General features: G+C 62.8%; 23 protein-coding genes. 13 read left to right on the plus strand and 10 right to left on the minus strand.

The window, feature by feature from the left end; translation table 11 throughout:
• Nucleotides 1–422 precede the first annotated feature (422 nt).
• The 9 genes from ACEN42_RS15925 to ACEN42_RS15965 form a co-directional block, all read right to left on the minus strand.
• Complete coding sequence (locus ACEN42_RS15925) at nt 423–818, minus strand: hypothetical protein (protein ID WP_371882290.1); 396 nt, start codon at nt 816–818, stop codon at nt 423–425.
• Between the two features lie 76 nt (nt 819–894).
• On the minus strand, nt 895–1,404 hold the full coding sequence (gene fae, locus ACEN42_RS15930) for a formaldehyde-activating enzyme (RefSeq protein WP_029672354.1): 510 nt from the start codon (nt 1,402–1,404) through the stop codon (nt 895–897).
• 172 nt (nt 1,405–1,576) lie between these two features.
• Nucleotides 1,577–2,437 carry a triphosphoribosyl-dephospho-CoA synthase gene (locus ACEN42_RS15935; RefSeq protein ID WP_371881792.1) on the minus strand — a complete coding sequence of 287 codons (861 nt, stop codon included), beginning with the start codon at nt 2,435–2,437 and terminating at the stop codon, nt 1,577–1,579.
• A complete protein-coding gene (locus ACEN42_RS15940; RefSeq protein WP_371881793.1) occupies nt 2,424–3,374 on the minus strand; it encodes a RimK family alpha-L-glutamate ligase in 951 nt (316 codons plus the stop codon). The genes ACEN42_RS15935 and ACEN42_RS15940 overlap by 14 nt, the downstream gene beginning before the upstream one ends.
• Nucleotides 3,359–4,357, minus strand: coding sequence for a methenyltetrahydromethanopterin cyclohydrolase (gene mch / locus ACEN42_RS15945; RefSeq protein WP_371881794.1), 999 nt, complete (start codon nt 4,355–4,357; stop codon nt 3,359–3,361). The genes ACEN42_RS15940 and mch overlap by 16 nt, the downstream gene beginning before the upstream one ends.
• Nucleotides 4,354–5,529 carry an ATP-grasp domain-containing protein gene (locus tag ACEN42_RS15950; protein ID WP_371881795.1) on the minus strand — a complete coding sequence of 392 codons (1,176 nt, stop codon included), beginning with the start codon at nt 5,527–5,529 and terminating at the stop codon, nt 4,354–4,356. Before ACEN42_RS15950 ends, mch begins: the two co-directional genes overlap by 4 nt.
• Nucleotides 5,526–6,455 carry an NAD(P)-dependent methylenetetrahydromethanopterin dehydrogenase gene (locus tag ACEN42_RS15955; protein WP_035510865.1) on the minus strand — a complete coding sequence of 310 codons (930 nt, stop codon included), beginning with the start codon at nt 6,453–6,455 and terminating at the stop codon, nt 5,526–5,528. The genes ACEN42_RS15950 and ACEN42_RS15955 overlap by 4 nt, the downstream gene beginning before the upstream one ends.
• Nucleotides 6,456–6,514: 59 nt before the next feature.
• Nucleotides 6,515–7,555, minus strand: a complete 1,041-nt coding sequence (locus ACEN42_RS15960) for a beta-ribofuranosylaminobenzene 5'-phosphate synthase family protein (protein ID WP_371881796.1) — start codon at nt 7,553–7,555, stop codon at nt 6,515–6,517.
• 742 nt (nt 7,556–8,297) lie between these two features.
• Nucleotides 8,298–8,678, minus strand: coding sequence for a 4a-hydroxytetrahydrobiopterin dehydratase (locus ACEN42_RS15965; RefSeq protein ID WP_187605301.1), 381 nt, complete (start codon nt 8,676–8,678; stop codon nt 8,298–8,300).
• Nucleotides 8,679–9,040: 362 nt separating this feature from the next.
• Here ACEN42_RS15965 and ACEN42_RS15970 point away from each other — a divergent pair, with 362 nt between their 5' ends.
• From ACEN42_RS15970 to ACEN42_RS16020, 11 genes are all read left to right on the plus strand, one after another.
• The gene (locus ACEN42_RS15970; protein WP_187605300.1) at nt 9,041–10,852 is read left to right on the plus strand and encodes a methanol/ethanol family PQQ-dependent dehydrogenase; all 1,812 of its coding nucleotides are present in this window, start codon (nt 9,041–9,043) and stop codon (nt 10,850–10,852) included.
• A gap of 103 nt (nt 10,853–10,955) precedes the next feature.
• Nucleotides 10,956–11,375 carry a c-type cytochrome gene (locus tag ACEN42_RS15975; RefSeq protein ID WP_187605299.1) on the plus strand — a complete coding sequence of 140 codons (420 nt, stop codon included), beginning with the start codon at nt 10,956–10,958 and terminating at the stop codon, nt 11,373–11,375.
• A 44-nt stretch (nt 11,376–11,419) separates the two neighbouring features.
• Nucleotides 11,420–12,331, plus strand: a complete 912-nt coding sequence (locus tag ACEN42_RS15980; protein ID WP_187605298.1) for a substrate-binding domain-containing protein — start codon at nt 11,420–11,422, stop codon at nt 12,329–12,331.
• Nucleotides 12,328–13,095 (plus strand): hypothetical protein, encoded by a 768-nt coding sequence (locus tag ACEN42_RS15985; RefSeq protein ID WP_371881797.1) that lies wholly within the window; start codon nt 12,328–12,330, stop codon nt 13,093–13,095. The genes ACEN42_RS15980 and ACEN42_RS15985 overlap by 4 nt, the downstream gene beginning before the upstream one ends.
• Before the next feature lie 685 nt (nt 13,096–13,780).
• Nucleotides 13,781–14,755, plus strand: a complete 975-nt coding sequence (locus ACEN42_RS15990) for a LysR family transcriptional regulator (protein ID WP_035510980.1) — start codon at nt 13,781–13,783, stop codon at nt 14,753–14,755.
• Nucleotides 14,752–15,684 carry a quinoprotein relay system zinc metallohydrolase 2 gene (locus tag ACEN42_RS15995; RefSeq protein WP_371881798.1) on the plus strand — a complete coding sequence of 311 codons (933 nt, stop codon included), beginning with the start codon at nt 14,752–14,754 and terminating at the stop codon, nt 15,682–15,684. Before ACEN42_RS15990 ends, ACEN42_RS15995 begins: the two co-directional genes overlap by 4 nt.
• Before the next feature lie 20 nt (nt 15,685–15,704).
• Entirely contained in the window at nt 15,705–16,571 is an 867-nt protein-coding gene (locus ACEN42_RS16000; RefSeq protein WP_238217291.1) for a quinoprotein dehydrogenase-associated SoxYZ-like carrier, read from the plus strand.
• Complete coding sequence (locus ACEN42_RS16005) at nt 16,568–17,500, plus strand: MBL fold metallo-hydrolase (protein ID WP_371881799.1); 933 nt, start codon at nt 16,568–16,570, stop codon at nt 17,498–17,500. The genes ACEN42_RS16000 and ACEN42_RS16005 overlap by 4 nt, the downstream gene beginning before the upstream one ends.
• 53 nt (nt 17,501–17,553) lie before the next feature.
• Complete coding sequence (locus ACEN42_RS16010) at nt 17,554–17,862, plus strand: EthD family reductase (protein ID WP_371881800.1); 309 nt, start codon at nt 17,554–17,556, stop codon at nt 17,860–17,862.
• A 186-nt stretch (nt 17,863–18,048) separates the two neighbouring features.
• The gene (locus ACEN42_RS16015) at nt 18,049–18,663 is read left to right on the plus strand and encodes a TetR/AcrR family transcriptional regulator (protein ID WP_187605293.1); all 615 of its coding nucleotides are present in this window, start codon (nt 18,049–18,051) and stop codon (nt 18,661–18,663) included.
• A gap of 69 nt (nt 18,664–18,732) precedes the next feature.
• Complete coding sequence (locus tag ACEN42_RS16020) at nt 18,733–19,956, plus strand: YbfB/YjiJ family MFS transporter (protein ID WP_371881801.1); 1,224 nt, start codon at nt 18,733–18,735, stop codon at nt 19,954–19,956.
• Here the strand turns inward: ACEN42_RS16020 and ACEN42_RS16025 are convergent.
• A complete protein-coding gene (locus ACEN42_RS16025) occupies nt 19,953–20,696 on the minus strand; it encodes a Pr6Pr family membrane protein (RefSeq protein WP_238217282.1) in 744 nt (247 codons plus the stop codon). The genes ACEN42_RS16020 and ACEN42_RS16025 overlap by 4 nt on opposite strands.
• 471 nt (nt 20,697–21,167) lie before the next feature.
• Between ACEN42_RS16025 and ACEN42_RS16030 the strand changes: the two genes are divergently transcribed.
• Together ACEN42_RS16030 and ACEN42_RS16035 are read left to right on the plus strand one after the other, a co-directional pair.
• Nucleotides 21,168–22,130, plus strand: coding sequence for a glycosyltransferase family 2 protein (locus ACEN42_RS16030; RefSeq protein ID WP_371882291.1), 963 nt, complete (start codon nt 21,168–21,170; stop codon nt 22,128–22,130).
• Between the two features lie 71 nt (nt 22,131–22,201).
• Nucleotides 22,202–23,725, plus strand: a complete 1,524-nt coding sequence (locus ACEN42_RS16035; protein WP_371881802.1) for a glycosyltransferase family 39 protein — start codon at nt 22,202–22,204, stop codon at nt 23,723–23,725.
• The last annotated feature ends 7 nt before the right edge of the window (nt 23,726–23,732 follow it).

Genomic DNA, 23,732 nt, shown 5'->3' on the forward strand with positions numbered 1-23,732 from the left:
TCGCGCACGGTCTGACGAGCTAGACGTTTTAGCGCGCTGGTTCAGCACCAAAGAGCTTCGGCACAGCGCTACGCGCTGCCGTTGGGTATGCGAGGGAAACCATCGAAGAAGAAGCGCGCGCAGACCCGATTGACCCATCGGCCGCGAAGCGGGCCGGAGCTATTTGGTGCTGAACCAGCGCGCTCAAGGTTATGGCTCGTCAGACCGTGCGCGGTCCAAGCCCCGCGAGACCTACGAGGGCACTCGCTACTGCCGGGCCATTAGGCCAATCGCCTGTGCCGCGGCCGGTGTGAAGTGCTTAGGCTGGGGAAAGCTGTTTCTTTGGTTACTTTCTTTGCAGCAGCAAAGAAAGTGACTGCCGCCCCGCACAGGGGCAGAGCTAATAGACCGACACGAATCCGGGATCCGGCGAAAAAACCAAATCACTTCGCCGCAGCCTTCTGAATCCCGCAAGCCTTATAAGCATCCCTCTGCAACTCCCGAAACTTCCTGGTCTGAGCCTTAGCCCGATCGACACGAAACTCCGCCCCACCTTCCCCACCTAAAGCCGCGTATTTAGAAAACGTAGACTGCTCGACGTAGTCGTCATAAGTCAACACCTGAGCGATCTTGTCGATCGCACACGAGCACTTGTACACGTTGGCGAAATCGTGCCCATTGTCGTCCATGCATCCGAGGACATATTCCACGCGCCCTTCGGTCGGATAATCGTGACTCTTGGCGGGCGCGCCACCCCCGGCACCCGTCGCGGCGATCGACAGCGGCGAAATCAGCGAGAGGCAGGTGAGCACCGTCAACGCGCAGCAACGTGGGGTCATGCGATAAGCCTCGTAGTTGTAATGATCCAGTTCGGCCGGCACGCAAACAGCAGCTACGCACCGGCCACGCACCGCTTCAGTCCGGCGAGAACGGATGCGACATCGTTCCCTTCTTCGATACTACCTCTTGCGCCGACGGCTCGCCCGCCACCGCGCGCGCCAGCGCTTCCTTCGTCGCCTGATAGTTGAAGTCGTGGATCTTCTGGTCGTCGTCCGCCTCCCAGTGGATGAACACGCCGACGCAGATGAACAGGTCGTCGGCTTCATCGGCGGGAATGACGCCGCCTTCCACACTGTCGGCGACGGCCATCGCCACCGCGCGCTGCGCCGGGCCGAACATCTGCACCGCCTGTTTCGCGCCCTTGATCGTCACCTTGTTGAAGAGAATCGTGTTCGGCTTGGTCAATAGATTCGGCGCGACCACCGCGAGCAGCGACGTGAAGCCATCCTTGTTGTTCGTCAGCGCGTGGCAGAACGCGGTCTCGGCAGCGGAACCTCGCGGTCCGATGATCAAGTCGATGTGCGCGACTTCGTTGCCATCGCCGACGAGCGACTCTCCTACCATGACGCGGTTGATCTTGGCCATGCTGTTCCTCCAGTGATGTGTGGTTCCAGGGACTAGCGACTTGCTCTCGACTCGCGACGGTAAGAATCAAAGCCGCGCAAGGCTCAGGGTTCGACCGGCGTTCCGATCCGACCGCTCAACCGCGAAACTCCTAACATGTTCCGTGCCAATTTTTTGTCCGCGCGGGCAGACTTCATGCATTCATCGTCGATATCACCAGCCCGGCGAAGAGCGTCGCCACCGCAAGGTCCGCGCTCGTGCCCGGATTGATGCCGCGCGCCTTCAGTTCGGCATCCCAGTCGTCGAGCGCCGGCGACTCGACAGGGCTGCCCGCCGAGCGCCAGTTCGCGCGATGCCGCGCCGCGTCGCGGGTGACACTTTGCGCCACCGCCGCGCCCTGCTTGCGCACTATGTGCGAATCGGGCCAGCCGGAGAGAAACGCGAGGAACGCGTCGAGCATCGCGCGATGTTCCGTCGACGCCGTGACCGGGCCCGCCGCGCCGAATACATCGGCGAAACCGTTCTCATATTGACGCGCGATGCTGTCGCGATCCGCCGCGAGCGTCATCGCCGCGCGCAAGGTCACGGTCGGCGGCGCGTGGACAGGCTGCTCGGGCGCGTCGCCCAGGCCGCCCGGATTCGCGAGCGCAATCGCACGATAGGCGAGGCGCGCATCGTCGATGTCCAGCTCCGCGAGCACGCGCTCCGTCGCCCGATGCCAGCGCGCCGCATCGACCGGTTCGTTCGGATCGAAACGCTCGAGCGCGGCGCACAAGGGCGCGGCGAGCAGCACGATGCCGAGATTCGTATTGCAGCCGGCCGCATCGAAGGTACGGCGCACGGCGTCGAGAATGCGCGCGCCCACGCGAGCATGCGGCGTGAAGAGGCCCGCCGCCGCCGCGCCCGCGCTCGCGATGAATTGCGCCGACGTCATGCCGTGCCCCGCGCTCGCGACGCTCACGTTGCCGGGTTTTCTCGTCTCGACGTCGAGGCGGCACGCGCGCAGAAACGCGGTGCGCGCGCGTTCGGCGAGCGGTGCGTCAGAAGCGCTCATTGCCGCTGGCGAGCGCGAGCGCGCCTTTCGATGCAGGCAGCTTGCGATCGAGCAGATCGTCCACGATGAGCGCCGCGATATCGACCGGCGTCACCGTTTGCAGGCCGCGCCACGCCGCCACGCCGTTCACTTCGAGCACGACCGGCCGCCCGCCCTCCGAGGCAATCAGATCGACGCCCGCGTAATCGAGCCCGAGCGCCGCCGTCGCGCGCACGGCGATGTCCGCGAGCGCGGGCGACAGTTCCGCCGCCTCGCAGCGCGCGCCGCGCGCGAAGTTGTGAATCCAGTCCTCGCCGCCGACGCGCTTCATCGCCGCCACCGCCCGCCCGCCGATCACGAGCACGCGCCAGTCGAAGCCGGGCGCGCCCGCATCGACATAACGCTGGAGATAGGCGACCTGACTGAAGGATCTGAGCGACGGCAGCTTCAAGCCGGGTTTTTTCAGCCCCTTGCCCTGCGAACCGAAGAGCGGCTTCATCACGACCTGACGGCCCGCCGCTGCTTCGCGCATCAGCACGCGCTGCGCATGTGCCGGGGATTCGCCGGCCCACGTCGCGGGCGTCGGCACGCCGTAGCGATTGAGCAGGAAGCTCGTCATCGACTTGTCGACGCTGCGCTCGATCGCGCGCGCATCGTTATAGACGGGCACGCCGCATTCGCGCAGCGCGTGCAGGATGCCGAGCCGCAACGTCACCTGCTCGAAGGTGCCGCCCGCGATGCCTCGTACCAATACCGCTTCGGGCAGCGTGTGACCGAAGCCGGGAATCGCGAGGCCGTGCGGCTTCCATGTCGTATCGATGCGGCAATCCGCGAGATCGACGCAGCGCGCTTCCACATCGCGCGCGCGGAAGGCTTTTTTAAGGCGTCCGGTGTGCCAGCCGGTTTCGTCGGTCATGATGGCCACACGCAATGCCGGCACGCTCATGACGCGCTCCATTGCTTCTCCAGCAGCGCTTTATCGACCTTGCCGCCGTGATACGTCGCGCCGCTCTCCAGGCTCGACACCCACACTTCGGCGGGCGCGAACAGCGCCGGGTCGATCTGATAGAAGTCGTAGTTGAACGACGTGAAGATGTCGGCGAACGGACGGCCATAGTCGCGCGCATTCGACGACGGCAATTCGGCCGCAAGGCGCTTCGCGACGGCATCGCCCTTCACGGTCAGATGCACGCGGCCGCCGTAGAGAATCGCGTCGTTGGTGCGGCCCATCGCCTGAATTCCGTCGGGCGCGGGCGGCGGAAGCGGCGCGCTGCCGCTACCCTCGACGATTTCCGCGAGATCGACGCCCAGCACGTGCGTCTTGTGCAGCGCAACTTCCACGACGCGCGCGACGACCTGCACCGTGCCCGCCACAGACTGTGTCGGCGTCACGGCGATCACGAGACGCTCCGGCGCGAGGCCGCAATCGTTGAGCACCTTGTCGATGACGACCTGCGGCGGCAGACGATCCACTTCCATCACGAGCGCGCCGCGATCGTGCCGGTCGCGATAACCGAGTTCGTCGAACAGCGGCTCCTTGCACGCGAGCGCGCGCGCCGGGCCCGAACCGAGCGAGAAGAATTTCTTGCCGCCCGTCTGTTCCTTGGTCGCCGACAGACTCCAGCCCGCGTACTGGCTCGCAAGGCAGGCGAGGACCGGATTGCTCGTATGCACCTCGATGAAAACCGGCCAGAGCGGCGCGCTATCCAGGGCGACGCGCCGCGCGACGCGCCCGAGCCCGCCCATGCAGATGCGCGCGATCAGGATGCCAGCCTCCGCGCTGCCTTTGGCGTTAACGCCCGCATCGACGATCACGGTGCCGCCGTCCGTGCGCGACACATCGACGTGAAGGCGCGCGGCATCGTCGATGAGACGCGCGACGAGCCGCTCGCTCGATGCGTTGACGCTCATCGCGGCGTCGGCCTGGAAAGTTGAAGTCATGGTCTGGATAAGGTGTCGATGCGTTGCAGGAGGCGCGCGTGCTCGCGGTCCAGCGCGTCGCGCAAGTCGGAGAACGCGGGCGCGGACACGGTCATCGTGCAGACCGGCTGGCCCGCTTCGATGCGCGCGCCGACGAGCGGCACGTCGTGGCAGGAGGGATCGTCGAAACATGCGTCGCTGAATGCGCGCGATGCGGTAAAGCCTTCGTGCGCGAACACGACGCGCTGCCCCGCGTGAAGCGGCGGCGTGTGCGCGGCCGTGTCGGGGGCGTGCGGCAGCTCGCCGTGCAGACACGCGTCCAGATGCGCGCCGATCAGTCCGCGCGGCCACGCGTCGGGCCAGGCGGCTTCGTAAAGCGCCATCGTCGAGGACGGGCGCGTGTTGATTTCGAGCACGCTGAACGTGTCGCCGTCGAGCAGGAAGTCGATGCTGTTGAGACCGGTCAGGTCCGTTTGCCAGACGATTCTGTCGATGGCCCCGACGATGCGCGCCGCGATCTGCCGCGGCAAGCGCACCGGCCCGAGCGAGCCCGCGTGCACGAAGGGCAGGCGTCCCGCTGCGACCGTCAGTTGCTCCGCGAAGCCGATCACCGTGGCTTCGCGATGCGCGGCGACGAAGAGCGCGGACATCGAACGGCCTTGCGCGAGCCGCTGAAAATACGCGTCGGCGGGTATGCGTTCGACCTCATCGGCCCATTCGATATGCGTGCCGCCGCAACCGTCGGAGCGCTTGACGAGCCATCCGTGGCGATCGTCGGGAGGCGTGTAGCGCACTTCCGGATGCGCGATGTGCGCGTCGTCGAGCAGCGCGAAAAAGCGCCGCGGATCGCGCACCGCGGCCGCCTGCGCCCCGTTGCCGATGAAGCGCGGCACGCGCGGCGCGCGCGCGAGTTCGCCCGCGAGCGATTCGAGGCCGCCCGTCACGATGAGGCCGAGCATGCGCGGCAGGCGCGCCGCGCGTTCGAGCGCATCGTAGAGACGCGCGCGATCGATCGACAGACCATTGCCGCCGATATCGAACCACATGCCCGCGTGCTCGCGCGTGTCGCGGTCGCCGAAGATATCGAGCGCGACGACGTTCAGCCCCGCGCGCGCCGCCGATTGCGCGACGAGCCGCGCAGACAGTCCCGCGACGGCGACGCGCGGCGCGCGGGCGGCATCGGCGGGTGTCATGAGCTTTGTCCGGCGACGATCGCGCGGGCTTCGTCGAATGCTTCCGGAAAGCCGAGATAAACGGGCTTGCCGCCCGTGCGCATGCGCAAAAAGAGCCGATGCTCGGCCTGATATTTCACATTGCCGATCGCGAGCGCGCCGATGCCGACGGCGTCCTGACGCGCCGCGCCCGCGAGCGGCTTGCCGTCGTCCATCACGTTGACGCCGGCGATGCCCTCGGGCGGCACGGCGTTGACATCGGCGGCGATCAGGAGGTTCTTGGCGTGCGCGAGATCGGCGGACTTCATCACCTGCACGCCCGCGACGGCGGTGGCGAAGACCACTTCCGCGCGCGCGAGCTCGCGATGCAATTGATCGGGCGAGCCGGTCGCGACGCCCGAGGTCGCGATATCGAAGCGGCGATTGATCTCGTCGCTCACCTGCGTCGCGCGCGACTGGCTCGAATGGCTCGCTACGGCGACGTCCGCGCCGAGCGATGCGGCCATCGCCGCCGCCACGCGCCCGACCGCGCCCGTGCCGCCGAGTATCAGCACGCGCTTGCCGCCGAGATCGACCGAATGCGCGGCGCGCAGATGCTTTTCCGCGAGCGCGACGAGCGCGGCGGCCGTGGTGTACGCGCCGCTCGGATCGGTGAAAACGGAGACTTCGAAGGGCGGGACCATTGCGTTGCGGGCTTTTTCGAGCATGTCGGCGGCGAGCATTACGTCCCGTCCGCCGATGAAGATGCCGGTGCGCGACACGCCCTTCGGCCCGCGCGAGAAGATCGCGTCCTGCGTGAGCTGCACGACGCTGTCCTCATCGACATTGCAGTAGGGCACGAGGATCTGATAGCCCGCGTCGGCGGCCATGTTCACGTCGAACGGGCTCATTTGCGGCGTGCTGGTGAACATGTGGAGGACGTAAGGTCTTTCGGTGGCTTCGGGCATGGCGATGGACTCGTTGGGCGTGTGGGTGTCGATTGAATCTGTCGATGCGCGCCGCGTGCTCAGGCAGCGTTCGCGCCGTGATGACGATGATCGGCCGCGCGCCACGTCGCGCCGCGATTGCGTCCCGCGGCGATGGTGAACGTGAGCGGCACGCCTGGCGAGACGCGTTGCGCGGCCGCGAGCGCGCGTTCGGCGTCCTGTGCGCTCGCGACGAACGCGAAGCCGACCGGACCCCACGACGTCTGGCCGATGCCCGCCTTCGTCTCGGCGGCGACGGCTTCGAGCGCGCGCGCGACGGCGGGGCTGGCGAACACGCCGCCCTGCACGGGCGCGAAATATTCGCCGATGGTCTGTTGCAGGTCGGAGATGGCGTCCGCGTAGGTGTCGAAATCGCTTTCCGCGACGGCGGGCAGGATGCGCATCAGCACGAGATGGGCGAGATGCGCGGCGAGCGGCGCGGGGAAGGGCGCGAGCGATGCGAGGCCGCGCTTTTCTTCGTCGCCGTGGAGGCCTTCGCGCGAGGTGTCGTCGATGAGCAGCACGCGCCATGCTTCCGGGAAGGGCTGGCGTGCGATGAGCGGCGGCAGTGCGGTTGAAGACACGTTGCGCGCGTCGCGCCCGCCGTCGACGATCAGGCCGCCGTGATCGAAGCCATGAATGCCGATGCCGGAACGCGCGCCGCGCGCGAGGATTCTGGCGATGTCGGCGGTGGTGGCTGCGTGGCCTCGCACGCGGGCGAATGCGGTGCCGAGCGCCAGCGCCAGTTGCGTGCCGGAGCCGAGGCCCGTGTGGGCGCGCGGTGTTTCGTGAATTTCGATGTCGATTGCCGGGCCCTGGCCTAACGCCGCTTCGAGTTGCCCGAGATGCTGTTCGATGCGTTCGCGCTGGGCATCGCTGAGCTCGCCTTCGATGATCGCGGTGCGTCGCGATGCGGGCGCATGACGCGCGGTGATGCGCGTGCCGTGCGCGTCGATGGCGAGTCCCACGCTGCCGAATGCGCGGCCCAGGGAGCCGTTCGGATCGATGAAGCCGAGGTGCAGGCGCGATGGCGATTCGACTGTGATCGCCGTGGGCGAGAGGCTTCCGGGGGAGGTCGGCATCGGGTGGGGTTCCTTTGGGGCGGATTTTTTTTGAGGCCTATGGGATAGGCAAATCCTGTACCAAGTTGGGTTTTTGGGTTTCGCCGGATCCCGGTTCCGTGAAGTCCTGATTTCGCGTCGGTCTATTAGCTCTGCCCCTCCCCGGGGCGGGGGTCACTTTCTTTGCTGCTGCAAAGAAAGTAACCAAAGAAACAGCTATCCCCAGCCTAAGCACTTCACACCGGCCGCGGCACAGGCGATTGGCCTAATGGCCCGGCAATAGCGAGTGCCCCCACAAGCAGACAAGGGCTTGGACCGCGCACGGTCTGCCGCACCAAATGTTTTGCCTCACTGGTTCAGCACGAAATAGCTCCAGCCCGCTTCGCGGCCGATGGGTCAATCGGGTTTGCGCGCGCTCCTTCTTCGAAGGTGTCCCTCGCATACCCAACGGCAGCGCGTAGCGCTGTGCCGAAGCTCTTTCGTGCTGAACCAGCGCGCTGAATCGTCTCGGGCGGCAGACCGTGCGCGAGCCAAGCCCGGTTGGGCCGTCGAGGGCGACACTTAGGCGAGGGCCACCGCGGGCTGGCAAGCGTGGCTAACGTGCGTGTGACCGCGGGCGATGAGAAGCTGCTTTCTTTGGTTACTTTCTTTGCAGCAGCAAAGAAAGTGACCCCCGCCCCGGGGAGGGGCAGTGCTAATAGACCGACACGAATACGGGATCCGGCGAAACCAAACCCCGCCACACCGGGATCCGGCGAAAGAATCAACCCCCCTCATACTTGATATACCGAAACCGCTGATCATCGGAAGGCGTGCCCTCAAGAGGTCCATCTTCCTTCCCAGGTTGCCACTGAATAACTTCTTCGATCTTCGAAGCCAGAGCAAAGTCCTTATCGGTAATCCCCTTAGCGGAATGGGTCTTGAGCTTGACGATGACAAACGCATAAGAAACGGTCAAATCCGGATGATGCCACGCCGCTTCGGCGAGATGCCCGACGGTATTGACGACCATGAGCGTCCCTTTCCAGCTTTCCGTTTTGAACTTGCGTCTGAGCCAGCCATCCTCCACATACCAATGCTTGAGCGCACCGGTCAGACGCTGCTGGATCTCCTCATCGGAATAGACCTTCTCGGCTTGAGCCATGGCGAAGCCTCCAAAAAAAAGAAATCGACCAGCCAAGTATGCGCCAAAGAAAACATGCTGCAACGCGTCATGTCACACGGTCCATTCCTGTGTTCCATGCCGCTCATTTTTTCGCGTATTTGACACAGTATGTGTCGCCACCCGACAGGAACTCGCCCACTTGCGACACGATCGCCCGTCAAATTCCCGATTTGAAGCAGCGCGAGTTAAACCGGCATGGAATATGCAATTGGCCTCTCTACGCAAGAGTCCGGCTATGTACTGGACGAGGCGCAACTCGTTACCCGCATTTGAAGGCGCGCACGATGCACCCGGTAGCGTGGTCATCCCTGGGTCGGAGGCATCACCATTCTGGAGGAGACATGAACTTACGCACCCTGGTTCTTGGACTGGCGGTGGTCGCGACGGCTGGCCTGAATTCATATGTGGCCCAGGCCGACTCGCAACTCGATAGCCTGATCAAGAATCCCTCGAACTGGGCGGCGCAAGCGGGCGATTACTCTAATCACCGCTATAGCACGCTCAAGCAAATCAACGAAAACAACGTCGGCAAGCTACAGGTTGCCTGGACCATGTCGACTGGTGTGCTGCGCGGCCATGAAGGCTCGCCGCTCGTCATCGGCGACACGATGTATATCCACTCGCCATTCCCCAACAAGGTCATCGCCATCAACCTGAAGGATCAGACCTTCATCTGGCAATACCAGCCGAAGCAGGACAATCAGGTCATCTCGGTGATGTGCTGCGATACGGTCAACCGTGGCCTTGCATATGGCGACGGCAAGATCTTCCTCCAGCAAGCCGATACGAAGCTCGTCGCGCTCGACGCCAAAACCGGCGACGTCGTCTGGACCGCGCAGAACGGCGATCCGAAGAAGGGCGAAACCAACACCAACGCGCCGCACGTTTTCGGCGACAAGGTGCTGACCGGCATCTCGGGCGGTGAGTTCGGCGTTCGCGGACGCCTCGTCGCATACAACATCAAGGACGGCAAGGAAGTCTGGAAGGCGTATAGCGTCGGCCCCGACAACGAGATGATGATCGATCCGCAATCGACCATGACGTGGACCGACGGCAAGATGACGCCGGTCGGCGCGGACTCGTCGCTCAAGAGCTGGCAGGGCGATCAGTGGAAGTACGGCGGCGGCACCACGTGGGGCTGGTACGCATGGGATCCGAAACTCAACCTTGTGTACTACGGCTCGGGCAATCCGGGCACGTGGAACCCGACGCAACGTCCGGGCGACAACAAGTGGTCGATGACGATCTTCGCGCGTGATCTCAACACGGGCAAGGCGAAGTGGGTCTATCAGATGACGCCTCACGACGAGTGGGACTATGACGGCGTCAACGAGATGATCCTCTCCGACCTGAACATCGGCGGCAAGAAAGTGCCCGCGATCGTTCACTTCGACCGCAATGGCTTCGGCTACACGCTGAATCGCGAATCGGGCGAACTGCTCGTCGCGCAGAAGTACGACCCGGCGGTGAACTGGGCCGACAGCGTCGATCTGAAGAGCGGCCTGCCGATCCGCAATGCGAGCTATTCGACGCAGAAGGCCGGTCCGGATCACAACGTGAAGGGCATCTGTCCGGCGGCGCTCGGCTCGAAGGACCAGCAGCCTGCCGCGTTCGACCCGGGTACGTCGCTCTTCCTCGTGCCGACCAACCACGTCTGCATGGATTACGAGCCGTTCCAGGTTGACTATGTGTCCGGTCAGCCGTTCGTCGGCGCAACGCTGTCCATGTTCCCGGGCCCGAACGAGAAAGGCGCGATGGGTAACTTCATCGCGTGGGATGCGGCCAAGGGCAAGATCGTGTGGTCCAAGCCGGAGAAGTTCTCGGTATGGTCCGGCGCGCTCGCAACGGCCGGCGGCATCGTGTTCTACGGCACGCTCGAAGGCTATATCAAGGCAGTGCGCATCAAGGACGGCAAGGAGTTGTGGAAGTTCAAGACGCCGTCCGGGATCATCGGCAACGTGTTCACTTATCAGTATCAGGGCAAGCAGTATGTCGGCGTGTATTCGGGTATCGGCGGCTGGGCCGGCATCGGCATGGCTGCGGGTCTCGAGAAATCGACGGAAGGCCTGGGCGCGGTCGGCGGCTACAAGGAGCTCGCGAAGTACACGGCTCTTGGCGGCACGTTGTTCATCTTCGCGGTTCCTGGCGGCTGATCTTCCCGGTTGATGTACGTCAGTCTGTGGCAATGCGCGGCGGCTGCAATGGCCGCCGCGCCGAAGTACCCCTAATACAAGACATGTTCAAGGAGTCAGACGTATGAAAGGCCGATCACTCTTGCTGCTGACGATGACGCTTGCTGCGTCGTCGGCTTCGTTTGCCCAGACGCCTCCGGGGCCGGGACAGATGAAGCCGGTCGCGTATAAGGTCGTCGATGGCAACAAGGTCGACAGCGAAACGCTGCAAGGATGGAAGACCTGGCGCGCGCTGGCGTGCGAACGTTGTCACGGGGCGAAGCAGGAAGGAATGGTCGGCCCGTCGCTGATCGATGCTTTCAAGACGCTCGACAAGAACGAATTCCATCGCACGGTATTCGGCGGGCGCGTGGACAAGGGCATGCCCGATTTCAGTTCCAGTCAGATGATGCAGAAGAACTGGGAGAATCTCTTCGCGTATCTGAAGGGACGCTCCGATGGCAAGATCAACCCGGGCGATCTGCAGGCAATCGATGCAAAATAAGGACGTTGCATCACCGATGATTGCTCTATTTCCCGGAGGTGTCGATGTCTGATCGCAATGCAAGCCGCGCCGCTTCGTTCCGATTCGCAGCCGTGCTATGCGCGGCGCTCGCGACGTTCCCGGCGCAACAGGCGTTCGCGCAAGGCGCGGGCGGACCGCCCCCAGACTTGCCGAACAACGATGGCGCGGACGGCGTGCTGCGCGTGTGCGCCGATCCCAACAACATGCCGCTCTCGAACAAGAAGGGCGAGGGTTTCGAGAACAAGATCGCGAGCCAGATGGCGAGCGATTTCGGCTACAAGCTCGAATACACGTACTGGCCGCAGCGCATGGGTTTCGTGCGCAACACGTTGCGCGAGAAAGTGCCGCAGACGGAGCGCTTCAAATGCGATCTGATCATCGGCGTGCCGAAGGGTTATGAGCTCACCGCGACCACGCGGCCCTATCTGCATTCCACGTACGCGATGGTGTTCCCGAACAAGCCCGAATACGCGAGCATCAAAACACCTTCGGACCTCATGAATCTGCCTCCCGAGCAGTTGAAGAAGATGAAGCTCGGCATCTTCGTGAAGAGTCCCGCGACGGACTGGCTGCTCAGTCATGACCTGATCGGTCAGGCGGTGTCGTATCAGGGGCAAAGCGGCGATCCCGAAGCCTTTCCGGGCGAGATGATCGAACATGATCTGGCGCAGGGCAATGTAGATGCGGCTTTCGTGTGGGGGCCGATCGCGGGTTATTTCGCGAATCGCTCCGATAACAAGGTGCGTCTCGTGCCGTTCCCGCCGGGCACGCCGATCCGTTTCGACTACGAGATTTCGATGGGCGTGCGATACGGCGAGAAGGCGTGGCGTGACAAGGTCGATAACTGGATTGCATCGAATCAGCCGAAGATCGATCAGATTCTGTCGAGCTATCAGGTTCCCTTGCTGCCGTTGCAGCCGGAAAACGCGCAATGAAGCGAACATACGGGGGTTCGTTTCGTGCATGGGCCGTGGCGTGCGCTGCACTGACGATGACGGTCGGTGCAGTGGCGGCGGACGCGCCCGCGTCCGGTGCGTCCGCGCCGGGCGTCGACATCAAGCCGGCCGAGCAACTGCTCTTCATGCAGCCTCATTTGAATGGCGTCGAGCCGCAGACCGAGCTTGATTATGCGGTGGATTATTCCGGGCCGCCGTCGAAGGTGAAGGATACGCTGCGCGTGCTTGTCATGAGTCCGGGCAACAGCAAGAACGATGCGCATGTGACGGATCGCACCGGCGATGTCAATGTGCCGGGCGGGCTGCCGTGCAATCCGGCGATCATCTATTTTCTCGAGCACGACGTTGCCGAGATGGAGCAACTGACGGGCGGTCAGCGGCGCTACTTCCAGCAGCGCGTGCGGATGGCGCTGGCGGCGGGTCCGGCGATCACGCCGGTGTCGAGCGAATCGCTTGGGCTCGGCAAGCATGAGAAGGCACGGCAGGTTGTTATACAGCCGTATTTGAACGATCCGAATGCAGAGCGGTTCGCCAAGTACACGGGCAAGCGGTATACGTTCGTCATGGCCGATGATGTGCCCGGGCAGTTGCTTTTGATTCGCACCGAAGTGCCGGGGGAAGGGAATGACTTTGCGCATCCTTTGCAGAAGGAGACGATCGCGTATCAGGGGACGCTCAAGAATATGAGTCAGCCGGGGAGCGCACCGGTGAAGCCCTCGAATGTGCCTCGGGCTAGTCGGTGATTTTTGTTTTTTTTTTTGTTGTTGCCGGATCCCGATTTCGCGGTGGTCTATTAGCACTGCCCCTGTGCGGGGCGGCAGTCACTTTCTTTGCTGCTGCAAAGAAAGTAACCAAAGAAAGCAGCTCGTTCAGGCCCGCGGTCACACGCAGTTTGGCCATGCTTGCCAGCCGTCGATGGCCCTCGCCTAAGTGTCGCCCTCAAAGGACCAATCGGGCTTGGCTCGCGCACGGTCTGACAAGCTAGTTGTTTCAGGGCACTGGTTCAGCACGAAAGAGCGTCGGCACAGCGCTGCGCGCTGCCGTTGGGTATGCGAGGGAAACCGTCGAGAAGAAGCGTACGCAGACCCGATTGACCCATCGGCCGCGTAGCGGGCCGGAGCTATTTGGTGCTGAACCAGTTTGTTCTGTGGTGCGATGTGTCGGACCGTGCGCGATCCAAGCCCCGCGAGACCTTCGAGGGCACTCGCTACAGCCGGGCCATTAGGCCAATCGCCTGTGCCGCGGCCGGCGTGAAGTGCTTAGGCTGGGGATAGCTGTTTCTTTGGTTACTTTCTTTGCAGCAGCAAAGAAAGTGACCCCCGCCCCGGGGAGGGGCAACGCAAATATACCGACACGAACACAGGCCACCCATAGAAGCCCAAGCCACCCATCGAAGCCCAAGCAAACCCACCTCCCCCAAAGCCCCTTGTGAACTTCATCCGTTCCCTAACCCTGCGCCAGCTGCAAATCTTCGTGATAGCCAGCCGCTGTCCGAGCTTCGCGCGCGCGGCCGAGGAACTGCACCTGACGCAACCCGCGGTATCGATGCAAATCCGCCAACTGGAAGAAGCCATCGGACTGCCCTTGTTCGAACGCGTCGCCCGTCGTCTCGCGCTGACGGAAGCCGGCGAAAAGCTATCGCATCACGCAACCCGCATACTGGGCGAAATAAAAGACGCCGAAGACGCGATGATGTCGCTCACGCAAGCCGACAGCGGCTCGATCGCGGTGAGCATCGTCAGCTCGGCGACCTACTTCGCGCCCAAGCTTCTCGCGCTCTACAGGCAGCAGTATCCAAAAGTCGACGTGCATTTCTCCGTCGGTAACCGCGAGACGCTTCTGCGTTTGCTGCAGGACAACGCGACCGACCTCGCCATCATGGGCCGGCCGCCGCCCGAACTCGGCACGACGGCCGAGCCGCTTGCCTATCATCCACATGTTATCGTCGCGCCGCTGTCGCATCCATTGCGTCACGCAAAGGCATTCGATCTCCAGGAACTCGCGAACGATACATTCCTCCTGCGCGAACCGGGCTCGGGCACGCGCGCGGTCGTGGAGCATGTTTTCAAGCAGAACCTTTTCGTGCCCGCGCGCAGCGTCACGCTCGGCAGCAACGAGACCATCAAACAGGCAGTAATGGCGGGAATGGGCGTGAGCCTCATCTCGCTGCACACGTTGTCGCTCGAATTGCGCACCGGTGAAATCGCCGTGCTCGACGTGAACGGCACGCCCGTCGAACGAACCTGGCAACTCGTGCACTCACGCTCGAAACAACTGTCGCCCACGTGTCTCGCGTTCCGCCGTTTTCTGCTCGAACACGCCGAACCGTTTCTGGAGCGCGAATACGCGCAGTTCGGTTTGCGCCGGCCCAGACGCCTCGCCGAAGCGGGCGGCGTCCGATGAGCGTCGCGCAGGCCTCACGTCTTGTCGCGTTCGTCATACTAATTGCATGCGCGACGATTGCGCGCGGCGAGACCGCGCTATCGGTCAGGCAGATCGCGCCGGGCAATTACGCGCATCGCGGTCACGACGATGTCGCGACACCCGAAAACGGCGGCGATATCGCGAACGTGGGCTTTATCGTCGGAACGCGTTGCGTCGCGGTAATCGATACGGGCGGCACGCTCGCCGAAGGCCGTGCGTTGCGCGCCGCAATACGCGCCGTCACACCGCTGCCGGTTTGTTATGTCATCAACACGCACATGCATCCGGATCACATCTTCGGCAATGCAGCGTTCAAGGGCGATCATCCGCAATTCGTCGGCAGCGCGGCGCTCGCGCAAGCCGAAGCCTCACGCGCGGACAACTACATGCGTGCGCTGATCCGCGAACTGGGCAGTGCGGCGGCGGGCAGCGAGATCGTCCCGCCGACAAAGACAATCGACGGCATCGGCACGCTCGACATCGGCGGACGCAGGCTCACGCTGCGCACATGGAAAACGGCCCATACCAACAACGATTTGACGGTATACGATGAGAAGAGCGGCACGTTGTGGACGGGCGATCTTTTGTTCGTGCGCTGCATTCCCGTCGTCGATGGGAGCGTGACCGGCTGGCTCGACGATATCGCGCGCATTCGCCAGATGAATCCGCGTCATGTCGTGCCGGGGCACGGTCCGCTCGATCCGCCGTGGCGGCAATCGCTCGACGCCGAGCACCGCTATCTCGCGGACCTGGCGCGCGATGTGCGTGCGGCCATCAGGAAGGGCGAAACGATCCAGCAGGCCGTCGACAGCATCGGCGTCGACGAGAAGGATGACTGGCTCCTCGTCGACATGTATCACCGTCGCAATGTGACGGCCGCTTATGCGGAGCTCGAGTGGGAGCAGTAGTGCAGCATTGGAGGGACATCATGAACACAGCATGGTCCGGCGCTCGCGCGATGTCGATAGCGAGCCTCGCCGCAGCGCTCTTCGCGCCATATGCCGCGCAAGCGGCGCAGCCCGACGACGATCCCGACAAGGTGGCGCGCTGGCTCGACTTCAAGGAAGGCACGTTCAAGGGCCGGGCGATCGATCCGCACGGCGACGCCGTCATCAAGCTCGACGCGCCCGCGCGCGCGGCGGACGCGTCCGTCGTGCCGATCGCGGTGAACGCGCAATTCCCGCAGACGCCCACGCATTACATCCGCAAGCTCTATCTTTTTATCGACGAGAACCCCGAGCCTTATGCGGGTTCGTTCGAGTTCACGCCGGAATCCGGACTCGCGACGATCGAGACGCGGGTGCGCGTGGAAGACTACACGTTCATGCGCGTGATCGCGGAGACGAACGACGGCAAGCTCTATAGCGCGATTCGCTTCGTGAAGGCATCGGGCGGCTGTTCCGCACCCGCCGACAAGGACGAGGACGCCGCCGAGCGCGCTGCCGGACAGGTCAAGATTCAGGCCGACGGGCAGGCCGTTGCGGGCAAGCCCGAGCTTGCGCAAGTGATGGTGCGCCATCCAAATCGCACCGGCATGGCGATGAATCAGGTCACGCGCAACTACGCGTCGGCATACTTCATTCGCAAGGTTTCCGTCACGTATGCGGATAAACCGGTGATGATCGCGAACGTCAATTTCTCGATCAGCGAGAACCCTAATTTCCGTTTCTATTTCGTGCCTTCCGGGACCGGCGAATTAAAGGCGCATATCGAGGATACGAAAAACAAGCAGTGGGAAGGCGCCGTGGCAGTGAGCGCGCAACCGGGCGGCGCGCAAACATCGGCGATGAAATGACGGCGTGCCGATTGCGGGCGCTCGTCTGCATGCTGCTCTTCGCATTGAGCACGCTCGCGCACGCGGCGATGAGCGGCATGCCCGCGCCCGTCGCGATCGCGCCGGGCGTGTACGCGTTCCTCGGCGACAACGATGCGGTCGCGCCCGCGAATCACGGCATCGTGTCGAACAACGGTTTCATCGTCGGGCAGGATGGCGTCACGGTGATCGACACAGGGTCGTCGTATCGCTATGGCCGCGCGATGATCGAAGCGATCCGCAAGGTCACGCCGTTACCGGTGAAGCTCGTCATCATCACGCATCAGGCACCCGAGTTCGTGTTCGGTGCGGCCGCGTTCCGTGACGACGACGTGCCGATCCTCGCACACGCGCGCGCCGCACAACTGATTCGCGAGCGCTGCTCGATCTGCCTCGCGAATCTGCGCAAGACCCTCGGCGAAGATGAAATGGCCGGCTCGCGCGTCACGGTGCCCGATAAAACGGTGAACGGCACGACGGAAATCGAGAGCGGCGGGCGCAAGCTGCAACTGCTGCACTTCGGGCCCGCGAGCACGCCCGGCGATCTCGCCGTGCTCGATACGCAAACCGGCGTGCTTTTCGCGGGCGGGCTCGTCTCGAACGGACGCATACCCGAATTGCGCAACGAGCAGATTCCCGGCTGGCTCGCCGCGCTGGAGAATCTGCATGCGCTCGACCTGAAGATGGTCGTTCCCGGCTTCGGCGCGCCATTGCGCGGCGACGACATCATGCGCACGGGCGATTATCTTCGCGAGCTGGATGTGTCCGTAAAGCGTGCCTACAAGAGCGGCATCGGTCTCACCGAGGCAATGCACACCGTGCAGGTGCCCGCGTTCAAGGACTACAAGCTCTATGCGATCGCGCAGCCGCAGAACGTGCAGCGCATCTATCTTCAACTCGAAAAGCAGTGACGCGTTGACGCAAGCCTTCTTCTAACGCCGTACAACCACCAGGAGACACCACGATGGCCCAGCTCGTAGCGCTATACAAGCACCCGTCCGACAAGAAAGCATTCGACGAATACTATGCTTCGACCCATGCGCCGCTCGCGAAGACGCTGCCGGGCTTGCGGCGCTACGAGATCAGCACGGGGCCGGTCGTGGCGGCGTCGGGCGATTCGCCCTATCACCTCGTCGCGCTATTGCAGTTCGATTCGCTCGAAGCCATTCAGACCGCGCTTGGCTCGCCCGAAGGCCAAAAGACCGCCGGCGATCTCGCGAACTTCGCGCAGGCCGGCGTCGAGCTATTGATGTTCGATTCGAAAGAAGCCTGACACTGCTTACGCCTTCGGGGACGCGCGCGCGTCTCCGAAGCGCCTCGTCTTTCCTCAGTCTAATTCCCGAAATCCAAGACCCGCATCGTTGATGGGGATGCTGCACGGTTTTGTATGCATCGATACAATACGTTCTGTATCGACCGATATAAAACGTCGGTTCCTTCAATTCGATGGAGCAGGGCTATGGCGCGACCGCGCAATTTCGACGAGGACAGCGTGCTTGATGCCGTTGCCGAAGCGTTCTGGACGCATGGCTACGAAGGCACGTCCACGCGTGACCTCGTGCAGTACACGGGCCTTACGCAGCCGAGTCTCTATAACGCTTTCGGCGACAAGCGCGCGCTCTTTCTGCGTGCGCTCGATCACTATCTCGAACACACCCTGCGCGAGCGCATCCAGCGGCTCGAATCGTCGATGACGCCTGACCGGGCCATTACCGCGTTCTTTCGCGAGATCGTCGAGCGTTCCGTGTCGGACGAACATCGGCGGGGCTGCATGCTGGTCAATGCGGCGCTCGGCGCATCGCCGGAAGACGATGAGTTTCGCGAACTCATCGCCGAGGAGATCGCGCTGATGCGAGCGTTCTTCGAGCGCTGCATGAAGGCCGGCCTGAAGAGCGGCGTTATCGAGCGCGTGATGTCCGCCGACGCGGCCGCCACCAGCCTCCTCGCCGTGCTGCTCGGCGTGCGCGTGCTGGCGCGCGTCGATCCGAAGCCCGCGTTGCTGAGCAATGCCGTCGGGCCGACGCTGGCGATGCTCAAGCTGCCGCCGCTCGGTCTCACCGCCGGCAAGCGCTGAACCCCTCGCATCTTTCACGTCACTTTGTCCGGTCGCGTGCAAACGCAACGCGCCGCAGGAGTCGTCACCATGTCGGATCAAACGATATCGGCCATTCGCGCCGACCAGCACACTTCACTCGATGCCCGCGCGTTATTCGCGATGCTCGCGGGCTTCTGCGCGAGTCTCGTCGCGATCGGCCTTGCGCGCTTCGCTTATACGCCGCTCATTCCGCCGCTCATCGAGGCGCACTGGTTCACGTCGTCGCAGGCGGTGACGCTCGGCGCCGCGAATTTCGCGGGATATCTGGCGGGCGCGCTTATCGGCCGCGCGATTGCCAAAGCGCTCAGCAATCGTCACGCGCTACGCCTTTTGATGGCGATCGCAACAGCCGCGTTCTTCGCATGCGCGTTTCCGTTGTCGATCGCATGGTTCTTCGCGTGGCGCTTTCTGTCGGGCCTGTCGGGCGGCGCGATCATGGTGCTCGTCGCGACCACGATCCTGCCGCATATCCCGGTCGCGCGTCGCGGCTTCGCGAGCGGCATGATCTTCATCGGGCTGGGCTTTGGCATCGCGGCATCGGGCACGCTGATTCCGAAGCTCCTGCATCACGGCCTGCACGACACATGGATGGGTCTGGGCATTTTCTCGCTCGCACTGACCGCGATTGCCTGGTTCGGCTGGCCCGCATCGAATCCTCCCGCCGTGGCTGCGCAAGCCGCGACGACACAAACGGATGCGCACGGCGGCACGCGTCTGCGGCTCCTGTACGCGCAATACGCTGCGAACGCGCTCGGCCTCGTGCCCGTGATGATCCTGCTCGTCGATTGCATCGCGCGTGGTTATGGCCGTGGCGCCGATGTAGGCGCGAGCTATTGGGTGCTGTATGGCGTGGCCGCGATCTTCGGGCCGCTGATCTGCGGCAATGCGGGCGATCGTTTCAGCTTCGGCATGGCTTATCGTTTCGCGTTGGCGTTGCAGGCGTGCGCGGTGGCGTTGCTGGCTTTATCCGCGAACCCATATGTGATCGGCGCCGCAACAGTCGCGCTCGGCATTTCGACGACGGGCATCGTGCCGCTCGCGCTCGGCCGCGTGCATGAACTCCTGCCGCACGATCATGCCGAGCAGCGCGCGGCGTGGAGCCGGGCGACATCGGCATTCGCGCTGTGCCAGGCGCTCGCGGGCTATGGCTATTCGTTCCTGTTCTCGCATACGCATAACAACTACGCGCTGATCTTTGCGTGCGGAGCGTTTGCGCTGGCGGTCGCGTTCGTTGCGGATCTCGTCGTGAATCGCAGGCGCGCCGAAGCCTAATCGATGCGGCCGGAGGACGAATCGCCGGAGTCCTCTTCCGGATCCGCTACGCTCAGGTCTTCGCGCCGATGGTTGATCACGAGAAATACGCTCATCAATACGAGAAACGCGACGACGAGCATCGCGGCATTGATGAGCACGCGCTCATAGCCGAGTTCGGCTACGTTGATGAACGGATAGGGATAGAAGTCGGAGAGACTTCCGCGCCAAAGCGTGATGCAAAGATAAGAAAGCGGATAGACCAGCCAGAGCGCACATCGTCGCAATGACAGATGAAAGCGCGGCACGAACAAGAACCAGTACAAGGCTGCGAGCGCCGGCACGAGCGTGTGCAGCGATTCGTTGACGAGCGCGCGATAACCCGATGGTGTCCAGAGATATCGCAGCAACGCGTTATAGGCGATGCCGACGAACACGATATATACGACGACCGCCGTCACGACAGTCGGTTTTCGAAACAATCGCGCGATGGGGAATTGCGCACGTGTCGCGACGCACGTGAAGCAAAGCGCGGTCAGCAGCACCGTGAGGTTCGTCAGATAGCTGCTCATGCGGGCGATGCCGTCGAACACAGTGAAGCCGCGATGGACCACACGCGCGATGGTGATGTCCACTTGCGCGGCGAACGCGAGCCACGCGATCATCGCGATGGCTGCCGCGACCGCGAGCGATGCGGTGCTCGGTGTGTGAAGCGGCAAGTCGGGCTCTTGCCGGGGAGGTTGGGCGGGTGCTTTCGACATGACGCCCATTTTACGTGTCGGGCGATCATGAGCGGCAATGCAAAAGCTCGCGTCGGCGGCGTTCAATTCAGTAAATTCCTATATTTGGCGATGTTACTCGCACGGTAATTTTCGGGCTGTCCAGGGGGTTCGCTTGGATAGTGGGAAGAAGACGTTGAACTGGATTCCCTTCGGACTAAGCGTTATAAGCTCAGACACCGGTCACAACAAGCCCAGCCCGCGTGCTGGGTTCGTTATCAAGGAACGGCTGGCAGTGGTGTGATGATCTCTTGCCGTGCTGGACGAGCACGCAGACGCAGAGATCTACGGGAAGCCTGCTTGTTCAATCCGCCGCGCCGGCGAACCTGATCCAACGACGCAGCGCAGACGTAGTCCGATGCGACCGCAACGACGTAGGCCGTTCACGCCCGAGCAACTGGATTGCCGAAGCTCACTACTTTTGGCGTGCTCTCAGCACGCTCTATGAAATATATGAACCAAGATTGCGCAGTGGTGCGTCGGCGTATTTCGCTCGTGGTGCCTTTTCATAACGAAGCCGCGGTGATTAGCCAGTTTTTCGTTTCTGTCACTTCTGTATTGCGCGGTCTGAAAGACGTGGATTACGAAATTGTTTGCGTCAACGATGGCAGTACCGACACCACCCTCGATATGTTGCTGATGGCTTGCAAGCACGATCGGCATGTACTCGTCGTGGATTTGTCGCGAAACTTTGGTAAGGAGGCTGCGTTGACCGCGGGCATCGATGCCGCGACCGGCGATGCGGTGATTCCCTTCGACGCGGATCTGCAAGATCCGCCCGAAGTCATCCCTCGACTTGTCGAGCGATGGCGAGAAGGCTACGACGTGGTGCTCGCGAAGCGCGCCGAACGCAACACGGACACTTGGACCAAGCGCGGCACTGCAATGCTGTTCTATCGCGTTCACAACGCTATTTCCGAGACGCTGATTCCTAACGATGCAGGCGATTTCCGGTTGATGTCGAGGAACGTTGTAGAAGCCCTTAAGCAACTGCCGGAAAATCGGCGATTCATGAAGGGCCTCTTCGCCTGGGTGGGCTTTCGCACGACGCAGATCGAATACGTCCGCCTTTCCCGTGCAGCGGGAAAAACGAAATTCTCGGCCTGGAAACTGTGGAATTTTGCGCTCGAAGGACTCACGAGCTTTGGCACATTGCCGCTGCGTGTCTGGACATATATCGGCGGCGCTACCGCTTCTTTTGCAATTCTCTACGCGCTTTATCTAACTCTGCGCACGCTGCTTCGCGGCGTTGATGTTCCCGGTTATGCATCCATTATCACGGCGGTGTTGTTTCTCGGTGGCGCACAACTCGTGGGAATTGGCGTGATTGGCGAATATGTCGGCCGCATTTACATGGAAGCGAAACGACGCCCTGTCTATATCGTGCGCAAGGTCTACGGGTCGAACGGCTCGTGACATTTCGCGTTCGCAATACGCGAGCACCGCGCCTGACGATTCAGCGCATATCCCCGAACCATATATCTCCGATGTCAGACACTACACTCGTCCGGCCCAAGGCTGCCACCTCGGCAATATCCATTACTGATGATGGCCGCACTCGACACCTCATCTGGTTGCTGCCTGTTCACGCGATCGTCTGGATCATCTGCGCGTGGCTTTCTCGCGGCAATCTCGACACTCAGGGCGACATGGTCGAGAACTACGTGTGGGGTATCGAATGGCAGGCCGGCTACGCCAAGCACCCGCCGCTATTCGCGTGGATCACGGCCGCATGGTTCCGCGTCTTTCCACACACGGACATTGCCTATTTCGCGCTTTCAGCAGTCAATGCGATGATTGGCCTCCTCGGCATCGTCGCGCTGTCGCGGCGCTTCGTACCGCGCAGGCTTGCCGTCATCGCGGGGCTCGCGATGGCCGTCTCGCCGCTCTACTCGAACCTCGCGATCAAGTTCAACGCAAACTCGGTGCTGCTCTCGGTGTGGCCGTGGACCGCTTACTTTTTCGTGCGCTTCATGCAGACGCGCAGTTGGCTGGCGGCGATTGCAGTCGGAGTGCTGGCGGCCGCCGCAGTGCTCGGCAAGTACTTTTCGATCGTGCTGCTGATCGCGCTGTTCGTCGCGATGCTTGCGCGGCCGGCCTGGCGTGCACGCTTTTTTGACTGGCGCGTGCTACTGGTCGCGGCGGCAGGTGCGGTCGTGCTGGCACCGCACATTCACTGGCTCATAATCAATCACTTCCCGACCTTCAATTACGCTAACGAACGTACTGGTGGCTCATTTCTGGCCGCAGCGGCGCGTTTCGGCGTCTATACGCTCGCGCAGATTGGCTATCTTGCGCTGAGCTTTGTCGTGACGCTCGTGCTGGTGCGTGAGCGACGAGGTGAGGCTGCCCGGCTGATGGCCGCGAGCGTCGCGAAGCCTACGCTCAACCCGGACCTCTGGTGGCTCGCCCTCGGCCCCCTCATTGTCGTAGGCATGATCGCCGTTCTGTCCAGAACACAAATGGCTTCGGTATGGGGCATGGCGCAATGGTTCGCCATCGTGCCCATGTGGCTGGCCGTTCTGGACCGCGCCGGCTTCTCGTTCAGGCCTGAGCGGGCGGTTCGTACGCTCGCTTGCTACTGGCTGATCGTGTTCGTAGCCGCGTCTGCAATCGGCTACATTGGTGCGCTCCGCAACACCGACGATGCCGCCGAACCACGTGCGGAACTCGCCGAAGCGGCGCACTTCATGTGGAAGCAGCGCTTCCAGCACGAGATTCCCGTGGTGGCAGGTTCGGGCCATGAAGCGCAATCGATCGCCTTCTACAGTGACGGCAACACCCGCTACTGGGACATGTCGAAGCCCGCAACGACACCTTGGTTGAACATGGCGGACCTGAAGCGGCGCGGCGCGCTATTCGTCTGCAGTGAACTCGATGCGCCATGTATAGATGAATCCAAAAAGATAACCGGCGCGATGCCAGTCAGTGTCGCCGTCAGCAAGCACGCGTGGAGACGCTCGCTGCCGGCGCGACATTACCTTCTGTTCGTCCTGACACCGCTTCACTGACCGCAAC

It is taken from the genome of Caballeronia sp. S22, assembly GCF_964261745.1.
Taxonomy (GTDB): Bacteria; Pseudomonadota; Gammaproteobacteria; order Burkholderiales; family Burkholderiaceae; genus Caballeronia; species Caballeronia jiangsuensis.